The sequence below is a fragment of the Streptomyces sp. NPDC001502 genome, from assembly GCF_042894785.1.
Taxonomy (GTDB): domain Bacteria; phylum Actinomycetota; class Actinomycetes; order Streptomycetales; family Streptomycetaceae; genus Streptomyces; species Streptomyces kutzneri.
Genome location: NZ_JBIAVW010000021.1, coordinates 24645 through 49862, shown reverse-complemented (window position 1 = coordinate 49862; position 25218 = coordinate 24645). Strand labels below are relative to the sequence as shown.

The 25218-nt window shown below is 71.5% G+C and carries 22 protein-coding genes; 15 read left to right on the top strand and 7 right to left on the bottom strand.

What is annotated here, in order from left to right; translation table 11 throughout:
* Positions 1 to 4 precede the first annotated feature (4 nt).
* Positions 5 to 967 (bottom strand): agmatinase, encoded by a 963-nt coding sequence (speB, locus tag ACFY0D_RS30445; protein ID WP_030013156.1) that lies wholly within the window; start codon positions 965 to 967, stop codon positions 5 to 7.
* A gap of 117 nt (positions 968 to 1084) precedes the next feature.
* On the opposite strand from speB, the gene ACFY0D_RS30440 reads away from it, so the two are divergent.
* Entirely contained in the window at positions 1085 to 2506 is a 1422-nt protein-coding gene (locus ACFY0D_RS30440; protein ID WP_390801210.1) for a helix-turn-helix domain-containing protein, read from the top strand.
* On the opposite strand, the gene ACFY0D_RS30435 is transcribed toward ACFY0D_RS30440, so the two are convergent.
* The gene (locus tag ACFY0D_RS30435) at positions 2494 to 3456 is read right to left on the bottom strand and encodes a hypothetical protein (protein ID WP_390801209.1); all 963 of its coding nucleotides are present in this window, start codon (positions 3454 to 3456) and stop codon (positions 2494 to 2496) included. The genes ACFY0D_RS30440 and ACFY0D_RS30435 overlap by 13 nt on opposite strands.
* Positions 3457 to 3749: 293 nt before the next feature.
* On the opposite strand from ACFY0D_RS30435, the gene ACFY0D_RS30430 reads away from it, so the two are divergent.
* Together ACFY0D_RS30430 and tesB are read left to right on the top strand one after the other, a co-directional pair.
* Positions 3750 to 4907 (top strand): acyl-CoA dehydrogenase family protein, encoded by a 1158-nt coding sequence (locus tag ACFY0D_RS30430; RefSeq protein WP_351158536.1) that lies wholly within the window; start codon positions 3750 to 3752, stop codon positions 4905 to 4907.
* 26 nt (positions 4908 to 4933) lie between these two features.
* Complete coding sequence (gene tesB, locus ACFY0D_RS30425; protein ID WP_390801208.1) at positions 4934 to 5812, top strand: acyl-CoA thioesterase II; 879 nt, start codon at positions 4934 to 4936, stop codon at positions 5810 to 5812.
* Positions 5813 to 5824: 12 nt separating this feature from the next.
* Here the strand turns inward: tesB and ACFY0D_RS30420 are convergent, their stop codons facing one another.
* Positions 5825 to 6670, bottom strand: coding sequence for a DUF4253 domain-containing protein (locus ACFY0D_RS30420; RefSeq protein ID WP_390801207.1), 846 nt, complete (start codon positions 6668 to 6670; stop codon positions 5825 to 5827).
* A gap of 162 nt (positions 6671 to 6832) precedes the next feature.
* Here ACFY0D_RS30420 and ACFY0D_RS30415 point away from each other — a divergent pair, with 162 nt between their 5' ends.
* Positions 6833 to 7288, top strand: a complete 456-nt coding sequence (locus ACFY0D_RS30415; RefSeq protein WP_390801206.1) for a hypothetical protein — start codon at positions 6833 to 6835, stop codon at positions 7286 to 7288.
* Positions 7289 to 7476: 188 nt separating this feature from the next.
* Here the strand turns inward: ACFY0D_RS30415 and ACFY0D_RS30410 are convergent, their stop codons facing one another.
* Positions 7477 to 8283, bottom strand: coding sequence for a phosphatase (locus tag ACFY0D_RS30410; protein WP_390801205.1), 807 nt, complete (start codon positions 8281 to 8283; stop codon positions 7477 to 7479).
* A gap of 56 nt (positions 8284 to 8339) precedes the next feature.
* Positions 8340 to 8918 carry a TetR/AcrR family transcriptional regulator gene (locus ACFY0D_RS30405; protein ID WP_301370981.1) on the bottom strand — a complete coding sequence of 193 codons (579 nt, stop codon included), beginning with the start codon at positions 8916 to 8918 and terminating at the stop codon, positions 8340 to 8342.
* 111 nt (positions 8919 to 9029) lie between these two features.
* Here ACFY0D_RS30405 and ACFY0D_RS30400 point away from each other — a divergent pair, with 111 nt between their 5' ends.
* From ACFY0D_RS30400 to ACFY0D_RS30385, 4 genes are read left to right on the top strand one after another with little or no spacing between them, the layout of a single operon-like run.
* Positions 9030 to 10646, top strand: coding sequence for a carboxyl transferase domain-containing protein (locus ACFY0D_RS30400; protein ID WP_390801204.1), 1617 nt, complete (start codon positions 9030 to 9032; stop codon positions 10644 to 10646).
* Positions 10647 to 10662: 16 nt separating this feature from the next.
* A complete protein-coding gene (locus ACFY0D_RS30395; RefSeq protein ID WP_390801203.1) occupies positions 10663 to 12762 on the top strand; it encodes a biotin carboxylase N-terminal domain-containing protein in 2100 nt (699 codons plus the stop codon).
* An 11-nt stretch (positions 12763 to 12773) separates the two neighbouring features.
* Positions 12774 to 13691 carry a hydroxymethylglutaryl-CoA lyase gene (locus tag ACFY0D_RS30390; RefSeq protein ID WP_390801282.1) on the top strand — a complete coding sequence of 306 codons (918 nt, stop codon included), beginning with the start codon at positions 12774 to 12776 and terminating at the stop codon, positions 13689 to 13691.
* 7 nt (positions 13692 to 13698) lie between these two features.
* A complete protein-coding gene (locus tag ACFY0D_RS30385) occupies positions 13699 to 14859 on the top strand; it encodes an acyl-CoA dehydrogenase family protein (protein WP_390801202.1) in 1161 nt (386 codons plus the stop codon).
* Between the two features lie 67 nt (positions 14860 to 14926).
* Here the strand turns inward: ACFY0D_RS30385 and ACFY0D_RS30380 are convergent, their stop codons facing one another.
* Complete coding sequence (locus ACFY0D_RS30380) at positions 14927 to 15205, bottom strand: hypothetical protein (RefSeq protein ID WP_390801201.1); 279 nt, start codon at positions 15203 to 15205, stop codon at positions 14927 to 14929.
* 297 nt (positions 15206 to 15502) lie between these two features.
* Between ACFY0D_RS30380 and ACFY0D_RS30375 the strand changes: the two genes are divergently transcribed.
* From ACFY0D_RS30375 to ACFY0D_RS30345, 7 genes are all read left to right on the top strand, one after another.
* Positions 15503 to 16540, top strand: a complete 1038-nt coding sequence (locus tag ACFY0D_RS30375) for an ABC transporter substrate-binding protein (protein WP_390801200.1) — start codon at positions 15503 to 15505, stop codon at positions 16538 to 16540.
* 65 nt (positions 16541 to 16605) lie between these two features.
* The gene (locus tag ACFY0D_RS30370) at positions 16606 to 17517 is read left to right on the top strand and encodes a siderophore-interacting protein (protein WP_390801199.1); all 912 of its coding nucleotides are present in this window, start codon (positions 16606 to 16608) and stop codon (positions 17515 to 17517) included.
* Between the two features lie 152 nt (positions 17518 to 17669).
* The gene (locus ACFY0D_RS30365; protein ID WP_390801198.1) at positions 17670 to 19163 is read left to right on the top strand and encodes a pyridoxal phosphate-dependent decarboxylase family protein; all 1494 of its coding nucleotides are present in this window, start codon (positions 17670 to 17672) and stop codon (positions 19161 to 19163) included.
* Positions 19147 to 20445, top strand: coding sequence for a lysine N(6)-hydroxylase/L-ornithine N(5)-oxygenase family protein (locus tag ACFY0D_RS30360; protein ID WP_390801197.1), 1299 nt, complete (start codon positions 19147 to 19149; stop codon positions 20443 to 20445). The genes ACFY0D_RS30365 and ACFY0D_RS30360 overlap by 17 nt, the downstream gene beginning before the upstream one ends.
* The gene (locus tag ACFY0D_RS30355) at positions 20445 to 21029 is read left to right on the top strand and encodes a GNAT family N-acetyltransferase (RefSeq protein WP_390801196.1); all 585 of its coding nucleotides are present in this window, start codon (positions 20445 to 20447) and stop codon (positions 21027 to 21029) included. Before ACFY0D_RS30360 ends, ACFY0D_RS30355 begins: the two co-directional genes overlap by 1 nt.
* Positions 21026 to 22807, top strand: a complete 1782-nt coding sequence (locus ACFY0D_RS30350; RefSeq protein ID WP_390801195.1) for an IucA/IucC family protein — start codon at positions 21026 to 21028, stop codon at positions 22805 to 22807. Before ACFY0D_RS30355 ends, ACFY0D_RS30350 begins: the two co-directional genes overlap by 4 nt.
* A 167-nt stretch (positions 22808 to 22974) precedes the next feature.
* On the top strand, positions 22975 to 23523 hold the full coding sequence (locus ACFY0D_RS30345) for a hypothetical protein (protein ID WP_390801194.1): 549 nt from the start codon (positions 22975 to 22977) through the stop codon (positions 23521 to 23523).
* A 34-nt stretch (positions 23524 to 23557) separates the two neighbouring features.
* On the opposite strand, the gene ACFY0D_RS30340 is transcribed toward ACFY0D_RS30345, so the two are convergent.
* A complete protein-coding gene (locus tag ACFY0D_RS30340) occupies positions 23558 to 25150 on the bottom strand; it encodes a beta-N-acetylhexosaminidase (RefSeq protein ID WP_390801193.1) in 1593 nt (530 codons plus the stop codon).
* Between the last annotated feature and the right edge of the window lie 68 nt (positions 25151 to 25218).

Here is a 25218-nt window from a genome sequence, read left to right as displayed (position 1 = left end):
TCGCTTACTTGCCCTTCGCCTGCGCGATCTGTCGCGACATGATCGTGGTCAGCTCGTACGCGGTGTGCGAGGCCGCGACCGAGGTGATCTCGGCGTGATCGTACGCCGGGGCGACCTCGACGACGTCGGCGGAAACGAGGTTGCAGGAGGACAGACCGCGGATGATCTCCAGCAGCTCGCGGGAGGTCATGCCGCCCGCCTCCGGGGTGCCGGTGCCGGGCGCGTGCGCCGGGTCGAGCACGTCGATGTCGATGGAGATGTACAGCGGGCGGTCGCCGATGCGCTGGCGCAGCTGGTCGGCGACCTCGTCGGCGCCGCGGCGGTAGACGTCGGCCGAGGTGACGATGCCGAAGCCCATCTTGGCGTCGTCGTCCAGGTCCTGCTTGCCGTACAGCGGGCCGCGGGTACCGACGTGGGAGAGCGCCTCGGTGTCGAGGATGCCCTCCTCGACGGCGCGGCGGAACGGGGTGCCGTGGGTGTACTCGGCGCCGAAGTAGGTGTCCCAGGTGTCCAGGTGCGCGTCGAAGTGGAGCAGCGCGACCGGGCCGTGCTTCTTCGCGACGGAGCGGAGCAGCGGGAGGGCGATGGTGTGGTCGCCGCCCAGGGTCATCAGGCGGGAGCCCGCGCCGAGCAGCTCGTCGGCGGCGGCCTCGACCGTCTCGACGGCCTCGTTGATGTTGAAGGGGTTCACGGCGATGTCACCGGCGTCGGCGACCTGGGCGAGCGCGAACGGGGAGGCGTCCTGGGCCGGGTTGTACGGGCGCAGCAGGCGCGAGGCCTCACGGATGGCGTTGCCGCCGAAGCGGGCGCCGGGGCGGTAGGACACGCCGGAGTCGAAGGGCACGCCGACGACGGCGACGTCGGCGGAGCCGACCTCGTCGAGGCGGGGCAGACGGGCGAAGGTCGCCGGGCCCGCGTAGCGCGGGATGCGGGAGGAGTCGACGGGGCCGCGCGGCTGCGTGCTCATGGCTGTGCCTCTTTCTCTGGCCTGACGTGTGCGGTACTTCGAGCGTAAGCGGGCCACCCGGGGGTGGGGAGTGTACGTTTCATCCATCTGACGGTGTTGAAAATGTACGGAGTATCCATGCCCGGGCCTCCCCGTGATCCGGAGTACGGCAGCGGCCCCGCCGGGGAGCCGCTCACCCCGCCGGTCCCCCTCGCCGCACTGCTCGGCGACCGGGAGCTCGGCCTGCGCCACCTCGCCGGGCCGGCCACCGCCGGGGTGCACGGGGTGCACGCCTCCGAGATGCCCGACCCCTCCCCGTACCTGCTCGGCGGCGAGCTGCTGCTGACCGCCGGGGCGGGTCCCGCCGACGACCCCGACGGGTACGTGGCCCGGCTGGCCGGAGCGGGGGCGGCCGCGCTCGGCTTCGGCGTGGCCCCGGTGCACGAGGAGGTCCCGGCCGCGCTGGCCGAGGCCTGCGCCCGGCACGGGCTGCCGCTGCTGGAGGTCCCGCCGCGGACCCCCTTCTCGGCGGTCGCCCGCGCGGTGGGCCGGCTGATGGCGGAGGCCCGCACCCGGGAGCTGCGCCGGGTCACCGAGGCCCAGCAGGCCCTGGCGGCGGCCGCGGCCCGCCCCGACCCGGTCCCGGCGGTGCTGGCCCGGCTCGCGGCGAGTCTGGGCGGGTCGGTCGCCCTGTGGCCGGGCGGCCGGGCGGCGGGCCCGGAGCTGCCGGCTCCGGCCTGGGAGGCCCTGTCCGCGCTGCTGGCCCGGGTCGGCCGCGAGGGCGGGCCCGCCACCGCCACCGACCGGGCGGGCGGACACCACCTGGCCGCCTATGCCCTGGCCGGACGGGCGGCGCTGGGCACCGCGACCCCGGCCCGCGCGCCCGGCGACCACACCGTGGCCTCGGTGGCCGCCGTCCTGTTGACCCTGCTCACCGCCGAGCGGCCCGCCGGGGCGGAGACGGCGGCGCTGACCCGGCTGCTGCTCGACGGGAATCCGGGCGCGGCCCTGACGGCCGGGCCCTGGTACGCCGTCCACGCCCGCGGGTCCGGGGCTCCGCAGGCCCTCGCGGCCGCGCTGGGCACCGTACTGCTGGACCCGCACGAGGGCGGCGTACGGCTGCTCACGGACCGGGAGCCCGCCGCGCAGCCCGGCTGGCGGCTCGGGGTGAGCGCCCCGGCCGCGCCCACCGCCCTGGCCACGGCCGACGCCCAGGCCGCGCGGGCCCTTCGGCGCGCGGAGGCGGCCCGTACCCCGCTGGCCCGCCACACCGACCCCGGCTTCGCGGGCCTGGTCGGCGAGGCCGAGGCGCGCGCCCACGCCGAGGCCCTGCTGGGGCCGCTGTCCCCCGCCCTGCGGGAGACCCTGCGCGGCTGGCTGGCCCACCACGGCAACTGGGACCGCACGGCCGCGGCCCTGGGCGTCCACCGCAACACCGTCCGCCAGCGCGTCGGCCGCGCCGCCGAGCTGCTGGACCGGGACCTGGACGACCCGGACGTGCGGATGGAGCTGTGGTTCGCGCTGCGCGTCGCCGACGGCCGCCCCGCTCAGCCGGGGTAGTCGTCCGGCGGGCGGAAGGCGGAGAGCATCTCGACGAAGCGGGCGGAGCCGGTGATCACCCCGGGCTCCTTGCTGCCGGGCGGGGCGGGCTCGACCCCGACCGACTCGATCCCGTCCTCCCCGATCCACAGCAGGCGCGAGCTCAGCCGGTACCCCTCCGGCGCGTCCTCCCACATCTTCCGGACGAGCGGGCCGTAGGCGATCACGCAGGTGTGCAGCTCCGGCCCGTCCACGGCCCACAGCATCAGGTGGCCGTGGAAGGGGACCATCGCGAGGATGCCGTGGGGTGCCGGGCGGTCGACGAGGTCGGCGGCGCGCAGCAGGTGGGTCGAGGTGTAGCCGCCTTCGCCCTCGACGTTCACCAGCGGGTTCTCGTCCTCGTTGTACTGGAGGGAGACCGGCGCGGCGTGGAGGTTGGCCATGGCGGCGGCCCACACCTCGGCCTCGTCCACCTGCCAGGAGCTGAACTGGTCGGGCGGGACGGGGGCGGAGAAGTCGCCACCCACATGGATCATCACGACGGCCGCGAGCTCCTCGGTGAGGGCCGTCGCCACCGCGTGCCCCTCGCCCACCGAGTCGACGGTGACCAGCCTCGGCATGAGCAGGTGGCGGACCTCGGCGAAGCCCGCCCGGTGCAGTTCGCGCCGCCGCTCGGCGAGCCGCTGCTTCTGGTTCAGGAAGGAGACGGTGGCCGACCGCCAGTTCGTGTGCGGCAGCGCCCGGACCAGCTCGGCTATCTCCGCGAGGTCCAGCGGTGCGCCGGGCTCGCCCTCGGCGGCGAGCGAGAGGTGGCGGTGCTCCCCGAAGCGCATGGGCGGCCCGCTCGCGTTCCCGTCCAGGAAGACGTCGCCCAGGAGCGCCTCAAAGGCGTGCCAGTCGGCGGGGCTGAACCACGCGCACCAGTCCGGTACACCCGCGCCGGCCTTTTTCGCTCTCCGGAAAAGTGGCATGCCGGGCAGATTAGGGGAGGGCGAATCGGTACGTGAGACCACGAACAAGGCATTCTTGAGCGCATTCCGGCCACATTCCGGCCACCGCGGCGCGGACGAACCCCCTCCGCCGCGATCACCGCCGGGGTCGCCTCCGGGATCACCGCCGGCGTCGCCTCCGGAGGGCCGGGGTGAGACACCCCACCCTTTCTGCGGCGCCTCCACTCTGGACAGCCAGTTTGACTGGCCGGTAACTTAGGCTGAGCAAGCGCTTAGGCATGGCGGCGGACCGCCGCGACCGAAGGGAGCCGGCTGTGCGCCGTACCGTTTTCAACGAGGACCACGAGGCATTCCGCGAGACCATCCGCGCCTTCATCGAGGCCGAGGTCGTCCCGGTCTACGACGAGTGGTTCGCAGCCGGTCAGGCGCCGCGCGACTTCTACTACAAGCTCGGCGAGCTGGGCGTCTTTGGCATCAACGTGCCCGAGGAGTTCGGCGGCGCGGGCCTGGACACCCACAAGTTCGAGGCCGTCCTCTACGAAGAGACCTCGCGCGCGGGCGTCAACTTCGGCGGCTCCGGCGTGCACGTGCTGCTCGCCCTCCCCTACATCAAGATGCTGGCCGACATCGAGCAGAAGAAGCGCTACCTGCCGAAGTTCGTCTCCGGCGAGGAGATGTGGGCCCTCGCGATGACCGAGCCGGGCACCGGCTCCGACGTCGCGGGCATGAAGACCACCGCCAAGCTCTCCGAGGACGGCACGCACTACGTCCTCAACGGCTCCAAGACCTTCATCACCGGTGGTGTCCACGCCGACCGCGTCATCGTCTGCGCCCGCACCTCCGCCCCCAGCGAGCAGGACCGCCGCTTCGGCATCTCCCTCTTCGCCGTGGACACCAAGTCCGAGGGCTACTCCATCGGCCGCAAGCTGGACAAGCTGGGCCTGCGCACCTCCGACACCGCCGAGCTGGCGTTCGTCGACGTGAAGGTCCCGGTCGAGGACCTGCTCGGCGAGGAGAACAAGGGCTTCTACTACCTCGGCGCCAACCTGCCCTCCGAGCGCTGGGGCATCGCCTTCGGCGCCTACGCGCAGGCCAAGGCCGCCATCCGGTTCGCCCAGCAGTACGTGACCGAGCGCACCGTCTTCGGCAAGCCGGTCGCCCACTTCCAGAACACCAAGTTCGAGCTGGCCTCCTGCCAGGCCGAGGTGGACGCCGCCGAGGCCGTCGCCGACCGCGCCCTGGAGGCCCTGGACGCCGGTGAGCTGACCGCCGCCGAGGCCGCCTCCGCCAAGCTGTTCTGCACCGAGGTCGCGCACCGCGTCATCGACAAGTGCCTCCAGCTGCACGGCGGTTACGGCTACATGAACGAGTACCCGATCGCCCGCCTGTACGCCGACAACCGCGTGAACCGCATCTACGGCGGCACCAGCGAGGTCATGAAGTCCATCATCGCCAAGTCCATGGGTCTGTAAGGGATTCGGGCACCTACCCTTCCCCCATGAACGACGCACTGACGACGCTCCTCGATCTGCTCGACCTGGAGCAGATCGAGGAGAACATCTTCCGCGGTACCAGCCGTCCTTCGCTGGTACCGCGCGTCTTCGGCGGTCAGGTCGCGGCCCAGGCTCTGGTCGCGGCCGGCCGGACCGTCCCCGCGGACCGCATCGCGCACTCGCTGCACTCCTACTTCCTGCGCACCGGGGACACCTCCGCGCCCATCGTCTACTCGGTGGACCGGATCCGCGACGGGCGCTCCTTCACCACGCGCCGGGTCGTCGCCGTCCAGCACGGCCAGCCGATCTTCCACCTCTCCGCGTCCTTCCAGACCTACGAGGACGGCCTCGACCACCAGGTCCCCATGCCGTCCGCCCCGGACCCGGAGTCCCTGCCCACCGCGGCCGAGTCGCTGCCCGCGTACCGCGAGATCTTCCGCGACCCCGGTACGGTGGAGCGGCTGATCGAGACGCGGGAGGCGGTGGACCTGCGCTACGCGACGACCCCGCCCTGGGGCAGCGTCGGCGAGCCGGTGGAGCCGCGCTCGCAGGTGTGGTTCCGTACGGCCGGCAAGCTGGACAGTGCCGATCCGCTGCTGCACACGTGCCTCGCCACCTATGTCTCCGACATGACCCTGCTGGACTCGGTGCTGCTCGCGCACGGGCGGGGCGGCTGGGCGGTGGGCGACGTGGTCGGCGCCTCGCTGGACCACGCGATGTGGTTCCACCGGCCCTTCCGGGCGGACGAGTGGCTGCTGTACGACCAGGAGTCGCCCTCGGCGGCCGCGGGCCGGGGCCTGGGCCAGGCCCGCATCTGGACGCAGGACGGCCGGCTGGCCGTGACGGTCATCCAGGAGGGTGTCGTACGCGTGCCGCGTGCGTGACCCGCACCCGTCTCAGTCCCACCAGAATCCCCAGTGGTTGCTGCCGGTGACCGCCTCGTCGGCGTAGGCGCGGATGCTGCCGGAGCCCTGCCAGATGTTGTCGGGCGAGAAGGCGAAGTGCTCCGCCGCGACGGGGAGCGCGCGGGCGACCGTACGCGGCGGGGCCGCCACGGACACGTGGAGCTCGTCGAAGCCGAGGGCGACGACGCGGGCACCGAAGCGGTCCTCCCAGGAGCGCAGGACCGCGCTGATGAGGGCGGTGTCGTTCTCGTGGTTGGTCGGGCCGCTCCAGCCCATCGCGGTGGGTACGTCGGCCCCGCGGCCCGCGGGGACCAGCGCGAGCCGCGGGCTCGGCAGGAAACCGCTCGCGATCAGCGCGTCCGCGAGCCCACAGGCGACGGCCTCCGGATCCGGCCCGTCCTCCGACTGGGCGAGCCCGGGCCAGTCCCGCTCGAAGGGAGCGATGAGCTCCTCCCCTTCCTCCCCCTCCTCGGGGTCGGGCACCACCGTGCCCCAGAACTCGCGCAGCACCGGCTCGACGTGGTGGTCGTCGGGGTCGGACATCCGCTCCGGCGAGAACTCCCGGTCCTGCCACCACCGTTGCTGCCCACGCCGTCCCTGGAGCAGCACGGCCTGCAGCCCGGCGGCCGCGAGCGCGGGACTCCGGTGAGCGGCGAGCGCCCCGACCCCCACGGCCTCGTCGGACACCCACAGCAACGGCCGGGGCTCCTTCCACCACCCCCGCCGGCCGGGCCTGTCGATGAGCGCACCGGGCGGCAACTCCAGCCCGAGGGACCGGCCTTGGGTATCGTCGGCCAGTACGGACAGCGGGGTGCGCACCTTCGGAGACTTCGACATACGGCGACGCTAGCCACCACCACTGACAACCGGCGCCACGGGCCGAGCAGAACGGAAGTAGCGGGACGGCTTCACGAGGGTCGATGTGAAATCGTGCGCATTCGGCCGGCGTTCGTTGTCCGGGTAAGGGAAAACGGTGGCAGGCATGAGAAGGAGCGCTCAGTGGGCAACCGCCCCCGACGGCCCGTCTGGTGGTTCACAGGCGCGGCCGGGGTCTTCGTGGCATTGCTGGTCGCCTTCCTGGCAGACCTCGGCGAGGACCGTGAGGCCGCGCTCGCGGCCACTGATGTGGAGGGGGCCTGGCAGGGCTCGGACGGCGGTCGTCTGACGGTTCGGGCCGACGGTTCCGCGGACCTGGAAGGGGTGACACGGCCCGGCCCGGACTGCGGGCAGTCCACCGATGCGGCGGGCCGGTCGTACACCGGGCCGGCGACGTGGGTCTTCGACACCTACCCCGACGAGAAGCCGGGGATCAGATTCGACTATCAGGGACCCGCTACTGCCAAGCCGTGCAAGGTCTACCTCGTGGTCTTCTCGCTGAAGGACGGCACGCAGGGGTTCCTCCCCCAAGACCCGCCCGGCATGCACTACGTACGCTCGGCCGCGCAGCAGGGCTGAACCACGCCGTCAGCGCCCGGTCCACCAGGCTGGACCGGGCCCCGCCCGCCGCATACGAGGCGGGCGGGGCCCGGCTGGTCCGAAGCCTCTGTCCGTCGACATCACTCGTACGCGCCGGGGGGCGACACGCAAGAAGCCCCGGCCGGAACCACCGGTCGGGGCTTCTCGTTGTCCGGCGCGCCGCGCCGTCAGCGCAGGCCCGCCGCGTCCAGCAGGTACGCCACCATCGGGTCGTAGAAGCGCGGGTCGCGGACGTGGTCGTCCAGGGGGATCGTCACCTGGAGGGTGCCTTCCGCCTCGCCGATGAACAGGGCCGGGTCGTTGCAGTCCGCGTAGCCCACCGCGTCCAGGCCGCGCTGCGCCGCGCAGCCCGCCCAGCCGTGGTCGGCCACGACCAGGTCCGGCTGCGGGCGGTTCTCGGCCGTCAGGCCGTCCAGGATCGCGGCCATCGGCTCCGGCGAGTGGGTGTGCCACAGCGTCGCGCCCCGCTCCAGGACCGCGACGTCGGCGAACTGCCACACCGAGCCCTCGTCCGCCACCAGGCCCCGCGGGATGACGACGATCTCGCAGCCCGCCGCCCGCAGGGCCGCCGCCGTCGCCCGGTGGACGTCCAGGAGGCCGCCCGGGTGACCGGTGGCGAAGAGCACGCTCTGCCGGTCCAGCGCCGCCTTGCGCAGCCGCGCCGCCAGCCGGTCCAGGCCGGCCACCGTCAGTTCGGGGTCGATGGTGTCCTGGCCGAAGCGGAACTCGGGGTCGTCCACGACGCCGCACCGCTCCGCCATCACCGCGAGCACGTCCTGCTCGTCCGTCCAGCGGTCACCCAGTTCCAGGCCCAGCCAGTAGTGCCGGTCACCGTTGGCGAGCTTCCGGTAGTGGCTCAGGTTGTTGTCGCGCGGCGTGGCGACCTGCCCCGCGATCCGGGTCCGGACCAGGTGGTCGATGAGTTCGGCGCGGGTGGGAACGGGCGTCTCTATCGGCTTCGGCATACGGGCCATTCTGCCGCCGCCGGGGCGGAGGCGGCGCGTCCATTCCGGTCGGCGGACGCCGCGGGTCATGCCGACAGCGCCCCGAACGCACCGTGCGCGAGGCGCCGCAGCAGCGATTCCACCGCCTCGCGGCCCAAGGCCGCCAGGTGCGGGGTGGAGTTGAGCAGGCCGAAGACCGCGTGCACGGCGACCCGTACCTCCGCCTCGACGACCTCCGGGTGCAGTTCCCGTACGACCTCCACCCACAGCTCCACGTACTGGCGCTGCAGCTGCCGTACGAGCTTGCGGTCGGCGTCCCGGAGCCGGTCGAGCTCGCGGTCGTGCAGGGTGATCAGCGCCCGGTCGTCGAGCGCGAAGTCGATGTGGCCGTCGATGAGGGAGGACAGCACCCGGGCCGGTTCGCCCGCCGCCTCCGCCACGCGGTGCCGGCCGCCGGTCAGCAGCCGTTCGCTGATGCCGACGAGCAGTTCGGCGAGCATGGCGTCCTTGCCCGCGAAGTGCCGGTAGAGGCCGGGGCCGCTGATGCCCACCGCGGCCCCTATCTCGTCGACGCCCACGCCGTGGAATCCACGCGCGGCGAAGAGACGAGCGGCCTCACTGAGGATCTGCTCACGACGGGTCGGTGCGGCCGCTCTGGTGCTCATGGGAAACCATTCTAGACAGGGCCGTTAGCGGTCGTTAACCTGAGCCCATACACGTTAACGCTCACTAACAGCGTGCACCGAGCAAGTGGAACGAGCAAGGGAGCTCGACCGATGCAGCAGGCACCAGTGCTGACGAGCGCCGCGGACCCGGCGTCCGAGGCCTGGCGGACCAACGAGGCCGCCCACCGCGAGCTGACCGAGGGCCTCCGCGCCCGGCTCGACGCGGCCCGGCTCGGCGGCGGCGAGAAGGCCCGCGCCCGCCACACCGCCCGCGGGAAGCTCCTCCCGCGCGACCGCGTGGACACCCTCCTCGACCCCGGGTCGCCCTTCCTGGAGCTGGCCCCGCTGGCCGCCGAGGGCATGTACGGGGGCGCGGCCCCCGCCGCCGGGGTCATCGCGGGCATCGGCCGGGTCAGCGGCCGCGAGTGCGTGATCGTCGCGAACGACGCCACCGTCAAGGGCGGCACGTACTACCCGATGACCGTCAAGAAGCACCTGCGCGCCCAGGAGGTGGCCCTGGAGAACCGTCTCCCCTGCCTCTACCTGGTCGACTCGGGCGGCGCCTTCCTCCCCATGCAGGACGAGGTCTTCCCCGACCGGGAGCACTTCGGCCGCATCTTCTACAACCAGGCGCGCATGTCGGGGGCCGGCATCCCGCAGATCGCCGCCGTCCTCGGCTCCTGCACGGCCGGCGGGGCGTACGTGCCGGCCATGAGCGACGAGGCCGTCATCGTCCGCAACCAGGGCACGATCTTCCTCGGCGGCCCGCCGCTGGTGAAGGCCGCCACCGGTGAGGTGGTCACGGCCGAGGAGCTCGGCGGCGGCGAGGTCCACTCCCGGATCTCCGGCGTGACCGACCACCTCGCGGAGGACGACGCGCACGCGCTGCGGATCGTACGGAACATCGTGGCGACCCTGCCCGAGCGCGGGGCCCTGCCCTGGTCGGTCGAGGCTCCGGAAGAGCCCAAGGTGGACCCGTACGGCCTGTACGGCGCGGTCCCCGTCGACTCGCGCACCCCGTACGACGCCCGCGAGATCATCGGCCGGATCGTGGACGGCTCCCGCTTCCAGGAGTTCAAGTCCGAGTTCGGCCAGACCCTGGTCACCGGCTTCGCCCGGATCCACGGACACCCGGTCGGGATCATCGCCAACAACGGCATCCTGTTCGCCGAGTCCGCGCAGAAGGGCGCGCACTTCATCGAGCTGTGCGACCAGCGCGGCATCCCGCTCCTCTTCCTCCAGAACATCTCCGGCTTCATGGTCGGCAAGGACTACGAGGCCGGCGGCATCGCCAAGCACGGCGCCAAGATGGTGACGGCGGTGGCCTGCACCCGGGTGCCGAAGCTGACGGTGGTGGTCGGCGGCTCGTACGGCGCCGGCAACTACTCGATGTGCGGCCGGGCGTACTCGCCCCGCTTCCTGTGGATGTGGCCCAACGCCAAGATCTCGGTCATGGGCGGGGAACAGGCGGCCTCGGTGCTCGCCACGGTCAAGCGCGACCAGATCGAGGGCGCGGGCCAGGAATGGCCCGCCGAGGACGAGGAGGCCTTCAAGGCCCCGGTCCGCGCGCAGTACGAGGAGCAGGGCAACGCCTACTACGCCACCGCGCGGCTGTGGGACGACGGGGTCATCGACCCGATGGAAACCCGGCAGGTGCTGGGACTGGCCCTGACCGCGTGCGCGAACGCCCCGCTGGGCGACTCGGGCTTCGGCATCTTCCGTATGTGACGTGAGGACCTCACTGATGTTCAGCACTGTTCTGGTGGCGAACCGGGGCGAGATCGCGGTCCGGGTCATCCGCACCCTGCGGCAGCTCGGCATCCGCTCCGTGGCCGTCTTCAGCGACGCCGACGCGGACGCCCGCCATGTCCGGGAGGCCGACACGGCCGTCCGGATCGGCCCGGCCGCGGCCGCCGAGAGCTATCTGTCGGTGGAGCGGCTGCTGGATGCCGCGAAGCGGACGGGCGCCGAGGCCGTCCACCCCGGCTACGGCTTCCTCGCCGAGAACGCGGCCTTCGCGCAGGCCTGCGCCGACGCCGGCCTCGCCTTCATCGGGCCGCCGGCGAGCGCCATCAACCTGATGGGCGACAAGATCCGCGCCAAGGAGACCGTGAAGGCGGCGGGCGTGCCCGTGGTCCCCGGCTCCTCGGGCAGCGGCCTGACCGACGCCGAACTGGTCGCCGCCGCGGCGGAGATCGGTATGCCGGTGCTGCTCAAGCCCTCGGCGGGCGGCGGCGGCAAGGGCATGCGGCTGGTACGCGACGAGGCGGTGCTGGCCGAGGAGATCGCGGCGGCCCGCCGCGAGGCGCGGTCCTCCTTCGGCGACGACACCCTGCTGGTCGAGCGGTGGGTGGACCGGCCGCGGCACATCGAGATCCAGGTGCTGGCGGACGCCCACGGGAACGTGGTGCACCTGGGCGAGCGCGAGTGCTCGCTGCAGCGCCGGCACCAGAAGGTGATCGAGGAGGCCCCCTCGGTCCTGCTCGACGAGAAGACCCGGGCGGCGATGGGCGCGGCGGCGGTCGACGCGGCCCGCTCCTGCGGGTACGTCGGCGCGGGCACGGTGGAGTTCATCGTGCCGGGCGGCGACCCCTCCTCCTACTACTTCATGGAGATGAACACCCGCCTCCAGGTCGAGCACCCGGTGACGGAGCTGATCACCGGGCTGGACCTGGTGGAGCAGCAGCTGCGCGTCGCCGCGGGCACGCCCCTCGGCTTCACGCAGTCCGAGGTGACGCTGACCGGGCACGCCATCGAGGCCCGCGTCTGCGCGGAGGACCCGGCGCGCGGGTTCCTGCCGTCCGGCGGTACCGTCCTGGCCCTCTCGGAGCCGGACGGCGGGGCCGTGCGCACGGACTCCGGGCTGACGGCGGGCGTGCCGGTGGGCTCGACGTACGACCCGATGCTGTCGAAGGTCATCGCGTACGGGCCCGACCGTGCCAGTGCGCTGCGCCTGCTGCGGGGGGCCCTGGCGGACACCGTGATCCTGGGTGTCCAGACCAACGCGGGTTTCCTGCGTCGCCTGCTGGCCCACCCGGACGTGGTGTCCGGGGACCTGGACACCGGCCTGGTCGAGCGCGACCTCCCGTCCCTCCTGCCGGAGGGGGTCCCGGACGAGGTGTACGCCACGGCAGCCCTGCTGGCGCAGGGTCCCCGGGCTCTGCCCGGACCCGCTCCTCAAACGCCGGACGGGCTGGGTAAGTGGGTCGACCCGTTCGACGCCGCCAACGGCTGGCGCCTGGGCGGCACGCCCGCCTGGACGGTCCACCACTTCCGGCTTCCCGGCCAGGATCCGGTCCAGGTCCGTACTCGCCCCCTGGGGACGGACTCCGAGCTGCTCATCTCGGACTCGGCCGGGCCAAATCCAGCCCCGCCGGCGTTTGAGGCGCGGGGGTCCGGGGGCAGCGCCCCCGGGACACCGGCCCGCGGCCGGATCCTCACCCGCACCCCCGACACCGTCACGGTCGAACTCGACGGCGTCACGCACCGCTTCAGCCACGCCACCTCCCCGGAGGGGACCTGGCTCGGCCGCGACGCCGACTCCTGGCACGTCCAGACGTACGACCCCGTCGTGGCCAACCTCAGCGGGGCCGGACACGGCGGCGCCGACACCCTCGCCGCCCCGATGCCCGGCACCGTCACCGTCGTCAAGGTGGCCGTCGGCGACAAGGTCGCGGCCGGGCAGAGCCTGCTCGTCGTCGAGGCCATGAAGATGGAGCACGTCATCTCCGCCCCGCACGCCGGCACCGTCACCGAGCTGGACGTGACCCCCGGGAGCACGGTCGCCATGGACCAGATCCTGGCCGTCGTCACCCCCGACGAGGACGAGGAGGGGGCCGCGTGAACAGGCTGCCCATGACCGTCCCGGCCCCCGGCCTCCCGGCCCGGGTCCGGATTCACGAGGTCGGCGCCCGGGACGGGCTGCAGAACGAGAAGAGCGCCGTACCCACCGAGGTGAAGGCGGAGTTCATCCACCGCCTGGCCGCCGCCGGGCTGACGACCATCGAGGCCACCAGCTTCGTGCACCCCAAGTGGGTGCCCCAACTGGCCGACGCGGAGCAGCTGTTCCCGCAGCTCGCCGGCATCGACGCGCATCTGCCCGTCCTCGTCCCCAACGAGCGCGGCCTCGACCGCGCGCTCGCCCTCGGGGCCACCCGTATCGCGGTGTTCGGCGCGGCCACCGAGACCTTCGCGTCCCGCAACCTCAACCGCACCGTCGCCGAGTCCCTCGCCATGTTCGAGCCCGTCGTGGCCCGGGCCAAGGAGGGCGACGCGCACGTCCGCGGTTATCTCTCGATGTGCTTCGGCGACCCCTGGGAGGGCCCGGTCCCGGTCCACCAGGTCGTCTCCGTCGCCAAGGCCCTGCTGGACCTCGGCTGTGACGAGCTGAGCCTCGGCGACACGATCGGCGTGGCCACCCCGGGCCATGTCCAGGCCCTGCTCGCCGCGCTGAACGAGGCCGGGGTCACGACCGACCGGATCGGCGTGCACTTCCACGACACCTACGGCCAGGCCCTGTCCAACACCCTCGCCGCGCTCCAGCACGGCGTGACCACCGTCGACGCCTCCGCGGGCGGCCTCGGCGGATGCCCGTACGCGAAGAGCGCCACCGGCAACCTCGCGACCGAGGACCTGGTGTGGATGCTCGACGGCCTCGGCATCGAAACCGGGGTCGATCTGGCCGCCCTCACCGCCACGAGCGTGTGGATGGCCGAACAGCTGGGACGCCCCAGCCCCTCCCGTACCGTCCGCGCCCTCTCCCACAAGGAGTAGTCACACCATGTCCCTCGACCACCGGCTCACCCCCGAGCACGAGGAACTCCGCCGCACCGTCGAGGCGTTCGCGCACGACGTGGTCGCCCCGAAGATCGGCGACCTGTACGAGCGGCACGAGTTCCCGTACGAGATCGTCGCCGAGATGGGCCGCATGGGCCTGTTCGGCCTGCCCTTCCCGGAGGAGTACGGCGGCATGGGCGGGGACTACCTCGCCCTCGGCATCGCTCTGGAGGAGCTGGCCCGCGTCGACTCCTCGGTCGCCATCACCCTGGAGGCCGGGGTCTCCCTCGGCGCCATGCCGATCTACCTCTTCGGCTCCGAGGAGCAGAAGCGGCAGTGGCTGCCGAAGATGTGCTCCGGCGAGATCCTCGGCGCGTTCGGCCTGACGGAGCCCGGTGCCGGCTCCGACGCGGGCGGCACCCGCACCACCGCCGTCAAGGACGGCGACGAGTGGGTCATCAACGGCTCGAAGTGCTTCATCACCAACTCCGGTACGGACATCACCGGTCTGGTCACCGTCACCGCCGTGACGGGCCGCAAGGCGGACGGCCGCCCGGAGATCTCCTCGATCATCGTCCCGTCCGGCACCCCGGGCTTCACGGTGGCCGCGCCGTACTCCAAGGTGGGCTGGAACTCCTCGGACACCCGTGAGCTGTCCTTCGACGGCGTACGGGTCCCCCTGGCCAACCTGGTGGGCCAGGAGGGCCGCGGCTACGCGCAGTTCCTGCGGATCCTCGACGAGGGCCGGATCGCCATCTCGGCGCTCGCGACCGGTCTCGCGCAGGGCTGTGTGGACGAGTCGGTGAAGTACGCCAAGGAGCGGCACGCCTTCGGCAAGGCGATCGGCGACAACCAGGCCATCCAGTTCAAGCTGGCCGACATGGAGATGCGCGCGCACATGGCCCGCATCGGCTGGCGTGACGCCGCGTCGCGGCTGGTGTCCGGGGAGCCGTTCAAGAAGGAGGCGGCGATCGCGAAGCTGTACTCCTCGACGGTCGCCGTCGACAACGCGCGCGAGGCGACGCAGATCCACGGCGGCTACGGCTTCATGAACGAGTACCCGGTGGCCCGCATGTGGCGGGACTCCAAGATCCTGGAGATCGGCGAGGGCACGAGCGAGGTGCAGCGCATGCTGATCGCGCGCGAGCTGGGCTTCGCCGGCTGAGGCACCCGATGACGATGTCCGGCGTGGGCCCCGTGCCCGCGCCGGACATCGGCATGTCGGCGTGCGGTCACAGAAGGATCATGAGCGCGAACGTGGGAACCAGGGTCGCCAGGGCGCACACCGGCCAGTAGACCCGGGCCGCCGCCGTGTTCCACCGTCGCAGGAAGTCGTTGGCGAGCCACCACAGCAGCACGAACGCGGTCACGACCGGTACCACGATCACCAGCCAGAGCAGCATGCCGTCGTTCTCCGTGGGTTCCCGAACGGTCCAGCCGAGGTCGGCGAGCGGCCCGTTGACGGCGATGTACCAAAGGAGCCAGACCGGCACGACAGCCGGCACTCCCATCAGCAGGTTCACTCCTGCGGTTGTCCACCATTGCCTTCGCATGCGCCCAGTATTCATGCTCATGATCGGCGTCATTCGATCGGCGTCCCTCGCTGCGGGACGGCCGGCGCGATCCGGGCGAACGCCCGTTTCACCGGCGGGTGATGGGGATTGCGGCCGGTGGGCCCGGACTTCGACGAGGGTGATCCAACTCACGATCGGATCTTGGCCCACCGCTGGACAAACCCTTAGGTTAGGCTAACCTTCTCACCGAACGGCCCAGCTGCCGCCCCTGCACGCACGAAAGCGGACATCGACATGCCCAAGTCCCGAACCTCCTCCTACACCCGTCGCGGCTTCGTCGCGGCAGGTGGCGCCCTCGGCCTCGTCGCGGTCCTCGCCGCGTGCGGTGGCACCGACTCGGCGAAGGGTGACGGCGGCAAGGGCAACGGCGCCACGGCGTCCGCCGCCTGGACCTTCAAGGACGACCTCGGCAAGGACGTCACCACCAAGGCCAAGCCGAAGAACATCGTCGCCTTCACCGGCACCGCCGCCGCGCTCTACGACTACGGCGTCCCGGTCAAGGGCGTGTTCGGCCCGACCACGACCGCCGACGGCAAGGCCGACGTCCAGGCCGGTTCGCTGGACGTCTCCAAGGTCGAGATCCTCGGCAACGTCTACGACCAGTTCAACGTCGAGAAGTACGCCTCCCTCCAGCCCGACCTCCTCGTCACCAACACCTGGGACGGCACCTACTGGTACCTCCCCGAGGCTTCCAAGGACAAGATCCTTCAGCTGGCCCCGGCCGCCGCCATCTCCGTGGGCGGCGACACCTCGATGCCCAAGGCCCTGGAGCGCACGGCCGACCTGGCCAAGTCCCTGGGCGCCGACCTGGGTACCAAGAACGTCGTCGACTCCAAGGCGCGCTTCGACGCCGCCGTCGCCAAGGTCCGCGAGGCCACCAAGGCCAACCCCGGCGTCAAGGTGCTCGCCGGCTCCGGCGCGGACGCCCTCTTCTACGCGTCCACCCCGGACACCGCGGCCGACCTGAAGTACTTCAAGGAGCTCGGCGTCGAGTTCGTCACCCCCGAGAAGCTGGACGAGGCCGGCTTCTTCGAGGCCCTCAGCTGGGAGAACGCCGGCAAGTACAAGGCCGACGTCATCCTGCTCGACAACCGCACCGGCACCCTGCAGCCCGAGCAGCTGAAGGCCAAGCCGACCTGGAACGAGCTGCCCGCCGTCAAGGCCGGCCAGGTCATCCCGCGTGTGACCGAGCCGATCTTCTCGTACGACAAGTGCGCGCAGATCCTGGAAGACCTCGCGAAGTCCATCCAGAACGCCAAGAAGGTCAGCTGACCCTCGGCGCCCGGTGACCCCGGGCGCCAGGCAGGCCGTACCGACTCCCAGGGGGACCTCTCCGCATGACCGCCACCGCATCCGACGCCCCGGCCGTCGCACACTTCCGGTTCTTCGAGCTCGAAGTGCTCCGCACGCGCCGTCTGGGCCACTCGTTCCTGCGGGTCACGTTCGGCGGGGAGGCCCTCGCGGGCTTCCGCTCGGGCGGCTTCGACCAGAGCCTGTCGCTCTTCCTGCCCGCGTCCGGCCAGGAGCACACGGTGCTCCCGTCCACGGACGAGGACACCTGGTTCGCCGCCTGGCGCGGGATGCCGGACGAGGAGCGGCCGGTGATGCGCTCCTACACGGTGCGCGAGCAGCGCCGTACGCCCGAGGGGGCGGACGAGGTCGACATCGACTTCGTCCTCCACGGGGACACCGGTCCGGCGTCCCGCTGGGCCGGGCAGGCCGTGGCCGGCCGCCGGATCCTGGCGATCGGACCGGCCGTCGCGGAGAACAAGTCCGTACGCTTCCAGCCGCCGGCCGACACCGACGCGATCTGGATGTACGCGGACGAGACCGCCCTGCCGGCCGCGGCCGCGATCCTGGACCGGCTGCCCGCCGGGACCAGAGTCAGGGCCTGGTTCGAGGTCCCGCACGAGGACGACCGGCTCGACCTCCGCGCGCCCGCCGACGCCGACATCACCTGGATCGTGCGCGAGAGCGAGGGCCGGGAGCGGACGGAGCAGGTGCTGAGCGCGCTGCGCGCGGCCGGACCCTCCGCCGACGCACCCGCTGCCGTTACCCCGTACGCCTGGCTGGCGGGCGAGGCGGGCACGATTCGCGCGGTCCGCAGGCACTTCGTGCAGGAACGATCCGTCGACCGCCGCGCCGTGCGTTTCACCGGCTACTGGCGGCTCGGCGCGAGCGAGGAGCAGCTCCTCGCCGAGGCGTACGCGGGCAAGGCTCCGAGCGAGGACCCGGCGTCCGAGCTGTAGTCAGCTTCCTTACCCCATAAAGCAGTTGCGATGGGCCCTGGCTTTTTCAGCCAGGGCCCATCTGCGTTTGGCGAAATACTAAGGTTAGGCTAACCTAATCCTCGCACGTTACACCCCACCCCCCTCTCCACCCCCTGCCCGGAGGAAAGTTGATGCGCTCGCATCTGCTGAACGAGACGACCGCGGACCTCTACCGGCGCTCCGTCACCGAGGGCGTCGACCGCGTCGCCGCCAAACTCGCGACCACGCAGCGACCCCACACCGGTATATCCGTCGACGAACTCGCCCCGGTCATCAACGGGATCGACCTGGACAAGCCGCTGGAAGACGCGGCCGCCGTCCTGGACGAGCTGGAGGACGTCTACCTGCGCGACGCGGTGTACTTCCACCACCCGCGCTACCTGGGCCACCTCAACTGCCCGGTCGTCATCCCCGCCGTGCTCGGCGAGGCGATCCTCTCGGCCGTCAACTCCTCGCTGGACACCTGGGACCAGTCCATCGGCGGCACGCTCATCGAGCGCCGCCTCATCGACTGGACCACCCAGCGCATCGGCCTCGGCCCCGCCGCGGACGGCATCTTCACCTCCGGTGGCAGCCAGTCCAACTTCCACGCGCTGCTCCTGGCCCGTGACGAGGCCTGCCGCCTCGTCATGAAGAAGGCCCTCGACGAGGGACGCGAGCTCACCAAGGCCGAACTCCTGCCGAAGCTGCGCATCTTCACCTCCGAGGCCAGCCACTTCAGCGTCCAGAAGTCGGCCGCCATGCTCGGACTCGGCTACGAGGCCGTCATCTCCGTCCCGGTCGACCGCAACCGCCGGATGGACACCGCGGTGCTCGCCCTGGAACTGGAGGAGTGCGCCTCCGAGGGCCTCTTCCCGATGGCCGTCGTCGCCACCGCCGGCACCACCGACTTCGGGTCCATCGACCCGCTCCCCGAGATCGCCCGCCTGGCCGACGAGCACTCCGCGTGGATGCACGTGGACGCCGCCTACGGCTGCGGACTGCTGGCGTCCCCGACCCGCCGTCACCTCCTCGACGGCATCGAGCGCGCCGACTCGGTCACGGTCGACTACCACAAGTCGTTCTTCCAGCCGGTCAGCTCCAGCGCCATGCTGGTGCGCGACCGCGACACCCTCAAGCACGCCACGTACCACGCGGACTACCTCAACCCGCGCCGCATGGCCGAGGAGCGCATCCCCAACCAGGTCGACAAGTCCATCCAGACCACGCGCCGGTTCGACGCGCTCAAGCTCTGGGTGACCCTGCGCGTCATGGGCGCCGACGGTGTCGGCTCGCTCTTCGACGAGGTCATCGACCTGGCCGCGGCCGGCTGGGACATCATCGACGCCGACCCGCGCTTCGAGGTCGTCGTCAAGCCGCAGATCTCCACCCTCGTCTTCCGCTATGTCCCCCAGGGCGAGGACATCCGCGCCGACCTGGTCGACGAGGCCAATCTGCACGCCCGCAAGGCCCTGTTCGCCTCCGGTGAGGCCGTCGTCGCCGGCACCAAGGTGGACGGGAAGCAGTACCTGAAGTTCACCCTCCTCAACCCTCAGACCACGACGGCCGACATCGCTGCCGTCCTCGACCTTCTCGCCGCACATGCCGAGCAGTTCCTGGGAGAATCCCTTGCCCTCCACCGCTAAGACCCACGACTTCATCGGCATCGGCGTCGGTCCGTTCAACCTGGGACTCGCCTGCCTGACCGCCCCGCTCGACGAGATCGACGGTCTCTTCATCGAGTCGAAGCCGCACTTCGAGTGGCACGCCGGGATGTTCCTGGACGGCGCCCACCTGCAGACGCCCTTCATGTCGGACCTGGTCACGCTCGCCGACCCGACCTCGCCCTTCTCCTTCCTGAACTACCTGAAGGACAAGGACCGGCTGTACTCCTTCTACATCCGGGAGAACTTCTACCCGCTGCGGGCCGAGTACAACGACTACTGCCGCTGGGCCGCCGACCGCCTCGACAACGTCCAGTGGTCCACCTCGGTCACCGAGGTCACCTACGACGAGCAGGCCGGCCTGTACGAGGTCCACACGGACAAGGGGGAGACCCACCGGGCCCCCCGCCTGGTCCTGGGCACCGGCACCCCGCCGCACGTCCCGCCGACCTGCGAGGGCCTCGGCGGCGACTTCCTGCACAACTCCGCCTACATGCAGAACAAGGCGGAGCTCCAGAAGAAGAAGTCGATCACCCTCATCGGCTCCGGCCAGAGCGCGGCCGAGATCTACTACGACCTCCTCGCCGAGATCGACGTCCACGGCTATCAGCTCAACTGGGTCACCCGCTCGCCGCGGTTCTTCCCTCTGGAGTACACCAAGCTGACCCTGGAGATGACCTCCCCCGAGTACGTGGACTACTTCCACGCGCTCCCCGAGGACACTCGGTACCGGCTGGAGACCCAGCAGAAGAACCTCTTCAAGGGCATCGACGGCGACCTGATCAACGCCATCTTCGACCTGCTCTACCAGAAGAAGATCAGCATGCCGGGCCAGGTCCCGACCACCCTGCTGACCAACACCTCCCTGAACAGCACCGCGTACGACACCACCACGGGCACGTACACGCTGGGGCTGCGCCAGGAGGAGCAGGAGCGGGACTTCTCCCTCACCTCCGAGGGCCTGGTGCTGGCCACCGGCTACAAGTACACGTTCCCGGAGTTCCTGAACCCGGTGCGGGGCCGCCTGAACTTCGACGGGCACGGCCGTCTCGACGCCGCCCGCAACTACAGCATCGACACCACGGGCCGCGGGGTCTACCTGCAGAACGGCACCACCCACAACCACTCCCTCACCTCGCCCGACCTGGGCATGGCGGCGTACCGGAACGCGTACATCGTCGGTGAGCTCCTCGGCCGCGAGCACTACAAGGTCGAGAAGTCCATCGCGTTCCAGCAGTTCGCCGCCCCGGAAGGCACCCTCTGATGAGCACCACCGAACTCCTCTTCTCCCGCACCGACACGGAACTCGGCTCCTTCGCCGTGCGCCCCCTGGACCCCTTCGCCGACGCGGAGCTGCTCCACGGCTGGGTCACCCACCCGAAGGCCTCGTTCTGGATGATGCAGGACGCCTCCCTGCCGGACGTCGAGCGCGAGTACATGCGGATCGCGGCCCACGAGCACCACCAGGCCTTCATCGGCCTGCACGAGGGCCGTCCCGCCTTCCTCATGGAGACCTACGACCCGTCCGAGCTGGAGCTGGTCGGCCTCTACGACGCCCAGCCGGGCGATGTCGGCATGCACTTCCTCGTCGCCCCGAGCGACACCCCGCTGCACGGCTTCACCCGCGCCGTCATCACCACGGTGATGGCCGCGATCTTCGCCGACCCGGCCACCGAGCGCGTCGTGGTCGAGCCGGACGTCGCCAACACAGCCGTGCACGCCCTGAACGAGGTCGTCGGCTTCGTGCCGGAGCGCCAGGTCACCAAGCCGGAGAAGGAAGCCCTGCTGAGCTTCTGCACCCGCGCCCGGTTCGAGGCCGCCACGGCCGCCCAGGGGGTCTCCATATGAGCCTCGCCGACGCCGTCGCGCACCTCTCCCCCGAGCTCTGGGCCCGCGCCAACCGCGCCCTGGTCCGCAAAGGCCTCGCGGAGTTCTCCCACGAGCGCCTGCTGACCCCGAAGCCGCTGGGCTCCGGCCTCTACTCGGTCCTCAGCGACGACTCAACCGTCGAGTACCGCTTCAGGGCCGTCCTGCACGCCCTCGACCACTGGTCGGTCGACGAGGCCTCCATCACCCGCCACCGGGACGGCGCCGAGCTGGAGCTGGACGCCCTCGACTTCCACATCGAGCTGCGCGAGGCCCTGGGCCTGAGCCCCGAGGTGCTGCCCGTCTACCTGGAGGAGATCTCCTCCACCCTGGCCGGCACCGGCTACAAGTACACGAAGCCGCAGGTCTCCTCCGACGTCCTCGCGAAGTCCTCCTTCCAGGACATCGAGACGGGCATGACCGAGGGCCACCCCTGCTTCGTCGCGAACAACGGCCGGCTGGGCTTCGGCGTCCACGAGTACCTCTCGTACGCCCCGGAGACCGCCAGCCCCGTCCACCTGGTGTGGGTGGCCGCCCGCAAGGACGTCTCCACCTTCACGGCGGGCGCGGGCCTGGACCACGACTCCTTCATGCGCGAGGAGCTCGGCGACGAGACCATCGGCGTCTTCGCCGAGCGGATGACCGCGCTGGGCCTGGACCTGGCCGACTTCCACCTCTTCCCCGTGCACCCCTGGCAGTGGTGGAACAAGACCACGGTCACCTTCGCGGCCGAGATCGCGAACCGCCGCCTGGTCCTGCTGGGCGAGGGGCCGGACGCGTACCTCGCACAGCAGTCGATCCGCACGTTCTTCAACCAGAGCGCGCCGCGCAAGCACTACGTCAAGACCGCCATCTCGGTCCTGAACATGGGCTTCATGCGAGGCCTGTCGGCCGCGTACATGGAGGCCACCCCGGCCATCAACGACTGGCTGCACCAGCTGATCGAGGGCGACGAGGTCCTCAAGTCGGTGGACTTCTCGATCATCCGCGAGCGCGCGGCGATCGGCTACCACCACCGCCAGTACGAGCGCGCCACCGACCGGTACTCCCCGTACCGCAAGATGCTGGCCGCACTGTGGCGCGAGTCCCCGGTCAACCGGATCGAGGGCGACGAGCGCCTCGCCACGATGGCCTCGCTCCTGCACGTGGACGCCGAGGGCAAGTCCTTCGTCGGCGCGCTGATCGCGGAGTCGGGTCTGACCCCGGCCGAGTGGCTGCGCCACTACCTGCGCGCCTACCTGGTGCCGCTGCTGCACTGCTTCTACCAGTACGACCTCGCGTACATGCCGCACGGCGAGAACACCATCCTCGTCATCGAGGGCGGCCTGGTGAAGCGGGCGATCTTCAAGGACATCGCCGAGGAGATCGTCATCATGGACGCGGACGCGGTGCTGCCGCCCGCGGTCGAGCGGGTCCGGGCGGACATCCCCGAGGACATGAAGCTCCTGTCGATCTTCACCGATGTCTTCGACTGCTTCTTCCGCTTCCTCGGCGCGATCCTGGCGGACGAGGGCATCTGCGAGGAGGACACCTTCTGGCAGGCGGTCGCGGACTGCGGCCACGAGTACCAGGAGTCGATGCCGCAGCTCGCGGAGCGCTTCGAGCGGTACGACCTGTTCGCGCAGGAGTTCCAGCTGTCCTGCCTGAACCGCCTCCAGCTGCGCAACAACAAGCAGATGGTCGACCTCGCCGACCCGGCGGCGGCCCTCCAGCTGATCGGCAACCTCCAGAACCCCGTCGCGGCCTTCGCCCGGCGGTGACACACGGGGCGGGGGAGGCATCGATACGGTCCCTCGATGCCTCCCTCACCCCACCCCGAGATCCCGACGGCGTGACCGCGAAGCACAATGGCCCTCTTCGCGGTCACGCCTTCGTGTGTCCGCTCCCGTGGCCGAAGCCCGCGGCCCGAATCCGTCTGGGAGCCCGTATGCCGTTCCGGATCCGCCCTGGCCGTGCGGCCGCCCTGCTCCTGTCGGCCGTGCTCATGGCCGGGGGGCTGTCCGGCTGTTCCTTCCTGGCGCCGTTCAAGACCTGCGAGGGGACCGAGGCGCGGATGAAGGAGCTGGAGTCGCTGCCCCTGCTCGCCTCGCCGCCGCCCGGCGCGAGCCTCCCCCGCACCTTCGACGGCGTGTATGCCGAGTGCGCGGACGACAGCGGCGACGCCTGGCTGTCCGCCGGGCGCACCTACGTGTACCCCGGCACCCGCCAGGAGGTCCTGGACCACTACCGCAAGGCCGCCGAGGCCGACGGCTGGCGGTTCGCGCCCAACCCGATGTCCGGTCGGAACTCGGGGGACGCGTGCTTCACGAAGGGCGAGGACGGGCAGGCCAAGACGTTCGCCCTCTCCTTCCCGCCCGCCCGCTTGATCACCGACTTCTACGGTCCCGAGGCGGCCGCGGAGTTCGCCACGGGGTCCGGATTCGAGATAACGGTGGGCTCGGAGGCCGACGGGGCCAAAACCTCCTGCTGGTCCTGACCCCGTCCCCGTCCCCGTCCCCGTCCCCCGGCGGTCACTTCCAGGGGACGTCCGGGGCCCGGAAGAAGCCGATGCCCTGCGCATCCAGCCGGGGCGCCTGGGCCGCCAGGCGGCGGCTGTAGGAGGTCCAGTCGAGCGCGGCCGCCGGCGACCAGCCCAGTTCGGCCAAACCCAGCACCCGCGGGAAGGCCATCAGCTCCCAGTCGCCGCGCGTCGCGACGGTCTCCGTCCACAGCGGCGCCTCCACACCCAGCACCGCCGACTCGGGGACCCCGGCCAGGTACGCCCCCGGGTCCCAGGAGTAGGCGCGCCGCACCGGGACGTACCCCGCCCAGGCCAGGCCCGGCTTCGTCGCCGGGTCGTACTTCATGTCCAGATACAGCCGGTCCGCCGGGGACAGGATCAGCGGGTGCCCGGCCTTCGCCGCCGCCACCACGGCCGCCTTGTCCGCGGCCGCGGTCTTGTCGTGGCCCCAGTACTGGAGCACCGCGCCCCGGGCCGGGCGGGCCGCCGCCAGCTGGTGCCAGGCCACCACCGTCTTCCCGTACCGCCCCACCACCGCCTGCGCCCGGTCCATGAAGGCCGCGTAATCCGCCGCCGGCGTCGCGTGCGCCTCGTCGCCACCGATGTGCAGGTAGCGGCCCGGGGTCAGCTCCGCCAGCTCGCCGAGGACCTCGTCGATGAACTCGTACGTCCGCTCCTTGGCCACGCACAGCGAGCTGAAGCCCACCTTGACTCCGGTGTACCGCTCCGGGGCCTTCCCGTCGCAGTTCAGCTCGGCGTAGGAGGCGAGCGCCGCGTTCACGTGCCCCGGCATGTCGATCTCGGGGACCACGTCCACGTACCGCTGCCCCGCGTAGGCCACCAGCTCCCGGTACTCGTCCTTCGACCAGTGGCCGCCGGGTCCGCCACCGACCTCGCTGCCGCCCCCGTACTCCGCCAGCCGCGGCCAGGAGTCGATCGCGAGACGCCACCCCTGGTCGTCGGTCAGGTGCAGGTGCAGGGTGTTGACCTTGTACTGGGCGAGCTGGTCGACGTACCTCTTCACCTGGTCCACCGAGAAGTGGTGGCGCGCGATGTCGATCATGGCCCCCCGGTACGCGAAGCGCGGCCGGTCGGTGACCGTCCCGCCCGGCACCGTGCCCGGACCCGCCGCCGGCAGCAGCTGGCGCAGCGTCTGCCCCGCGTGGAAGAGACCGGCCGGTGTCCGCGCGGTGAGGGTGACCCCGGTCGGGCCGGACTCCAGCCGGTACCCCTCGTCGCCCACCCCCTGCGCACCCTGGTCGATCCTGAGCCGGATCCCGTCCCCCTGCGCCCCGTCGACCACCGGCAGCGGCAGCCCGCTCGGGCCGCGCAGCTGCTCGGCGAGGAGCTCGCCCACCCGGCGGACCTCCTCGTCCGGGCCCCGGCCGGTACGGATGACCGTGCCCGCGCCGAAGGAGTACCCGGGGCCTTCGGCGCGCGCCGAGACGGGCGCGGGCAGCAGCCGTTCGAAGGGGGCGAGGGCCACCGGCGGGTCGTCCCCGGGTCTGGCGTCGTCACCGTGGGCGGAGGTGCAGGCCGTGACCAGGGCCGGGGCCGCGGCGAAGGCGAGGAGGGCGCCGAGCGTGCGTCGCAGGACTCTCATGCGCACAGGTATAGGCCAAGCGGGCCGTCCCGTCCGGTGAGTGAATCCAGGACGGGCGGAAATCATCC

Coding starts and splice junctions, on each gene's coding strand:
- ACFY0D_RS30435 (WP_390801209.1), bottom strand. CDS start 3,456: ATGCCACTTTTCCGGAGAGCGAAAAAGGCCGGCGCGGGTGTACCGGAC.
- ACFY0D_RS30375 (WP_390801200.1), top strand. CDS start 15,503: ATGCCCAAGTCCCGAACCTCCTCCTACACCCGTCGCGGCTTCGTCGCG.
- ACFY0D_RS30440 (WP_390801210.1), top strand. CDS start 1,085: ATGCCCGGGCCTCCCCGTGATCCGGAGTACGGCAGCGGCCCCGCCGGG.
- ACFY0D_RS30390 (WP_390801282.1), top strand. CDS start 12,774: ATGACCGTCCCGGCCCCCGGCCTCCCGGCCCGGGTCCGGATTCACGAG.
- ACFY0D_RS30400 (WP_390801204.1), top strand. CDS start 9,030: ATGCAGCAGGCACCAGTGCTGACGAGCGCCGCGGACCCGGCGTCCGAG.
- ACFY0D_RS30370 (WP_390801199.1), top strand. CDS start 16,606: ATGACCGCCACCGCATCCGACGCCCCGGCCGTCGCACACTTCCGGTTC.
- ACFY0D_RS30345 (WP_390801194.1), top strand. CDS start 22,975: ATGCCGTTCCGGATCCGCCCTGGCCGTGCGGCCGCCCTGCTCCTGTCG.
- ACFY0D_RS30355 (WP_390801196.1), top strand. CDS start 20,445: ATGAGCACCACCGAACTCCTCTTCTCCCGCACCGACACGGAACTCGGC.
- ACFY0D_RS30395 (WP_390801203.1), top strand. CDS start 10,663: ATGTTCAGCACTGTTCTGGTGGCGAACCGGGGCGAGATCGCGGTCCGG.
- ACFY0D_RS30340 (WP_390801193.1), bottom strand. CDS start 25,150: ATGAGAGTCCTGCGACGCACGCTCGGCGCCCTCCTCGCCTTCGCCGCG.
- ACFY0D_RS30365 (WP_390801198.1), top strand. CDS start 17,670: ATGCGCTCGCATCTGCTGAACGAGACGACCGCGGACCTCTACCGGCGC.
- ACFY0D_RS30420 (WP_390801207.1), bottom strand. CDS start 6,670: ATGTCGAAGTCTCCGAAGGTGCGCACCCCGCTGTCCGTACTGGCCGAC.
- ACFY0D_RS30410 (WP_390801205.1), bottom strand. CDS start 8,283: ATGGCCCGTATGCCGAAGCCGATAGAGACGCCCGTTCCCACCCGCGCC.
- speB (WP_030013156.1), bottom strand. CDS start 967: ATGAGCACGCAGCCGCGCGGCCCCGTCGACTCCTCCCGCATCCCGCGC.
- ACFY0D_RS30385 (WP_390801202.1), top strand. CDS start 13,699: ATGTCCCTCGACCACCGGCTCACCCCCGAGCACGAGGAACTCCGCCGC.
- ACFY0D_RS30405 (WP_301370981.1), bottom strand. CDS start 8,918: ATGAGCACCAGAGCGGCCGCACCGACCCGTCGTGAGCAGATCCTCAGT.
- tesB (WP_390801208.1), top strand. CDS start 4,934: ATGAACGACGCACTGACGACGCTCCTCGATCTGCTCGACCTGGAGCAG.
- ACFY0D_RS30350 (WP_390801195.1), top strand. CDS start 21,026: ATGAGCCTCGCCGACGCCGTCGCGCACCTCTCCCCCGAGCTCTGGGCC.
- ACFY0D_RS30380 (WP_390801201.1), bottom strand. CDS start 15,205: ATGGGAGTGCCGGCTGTCGTGCCGGTCTGGCTCCTTTGGTACATCGCC.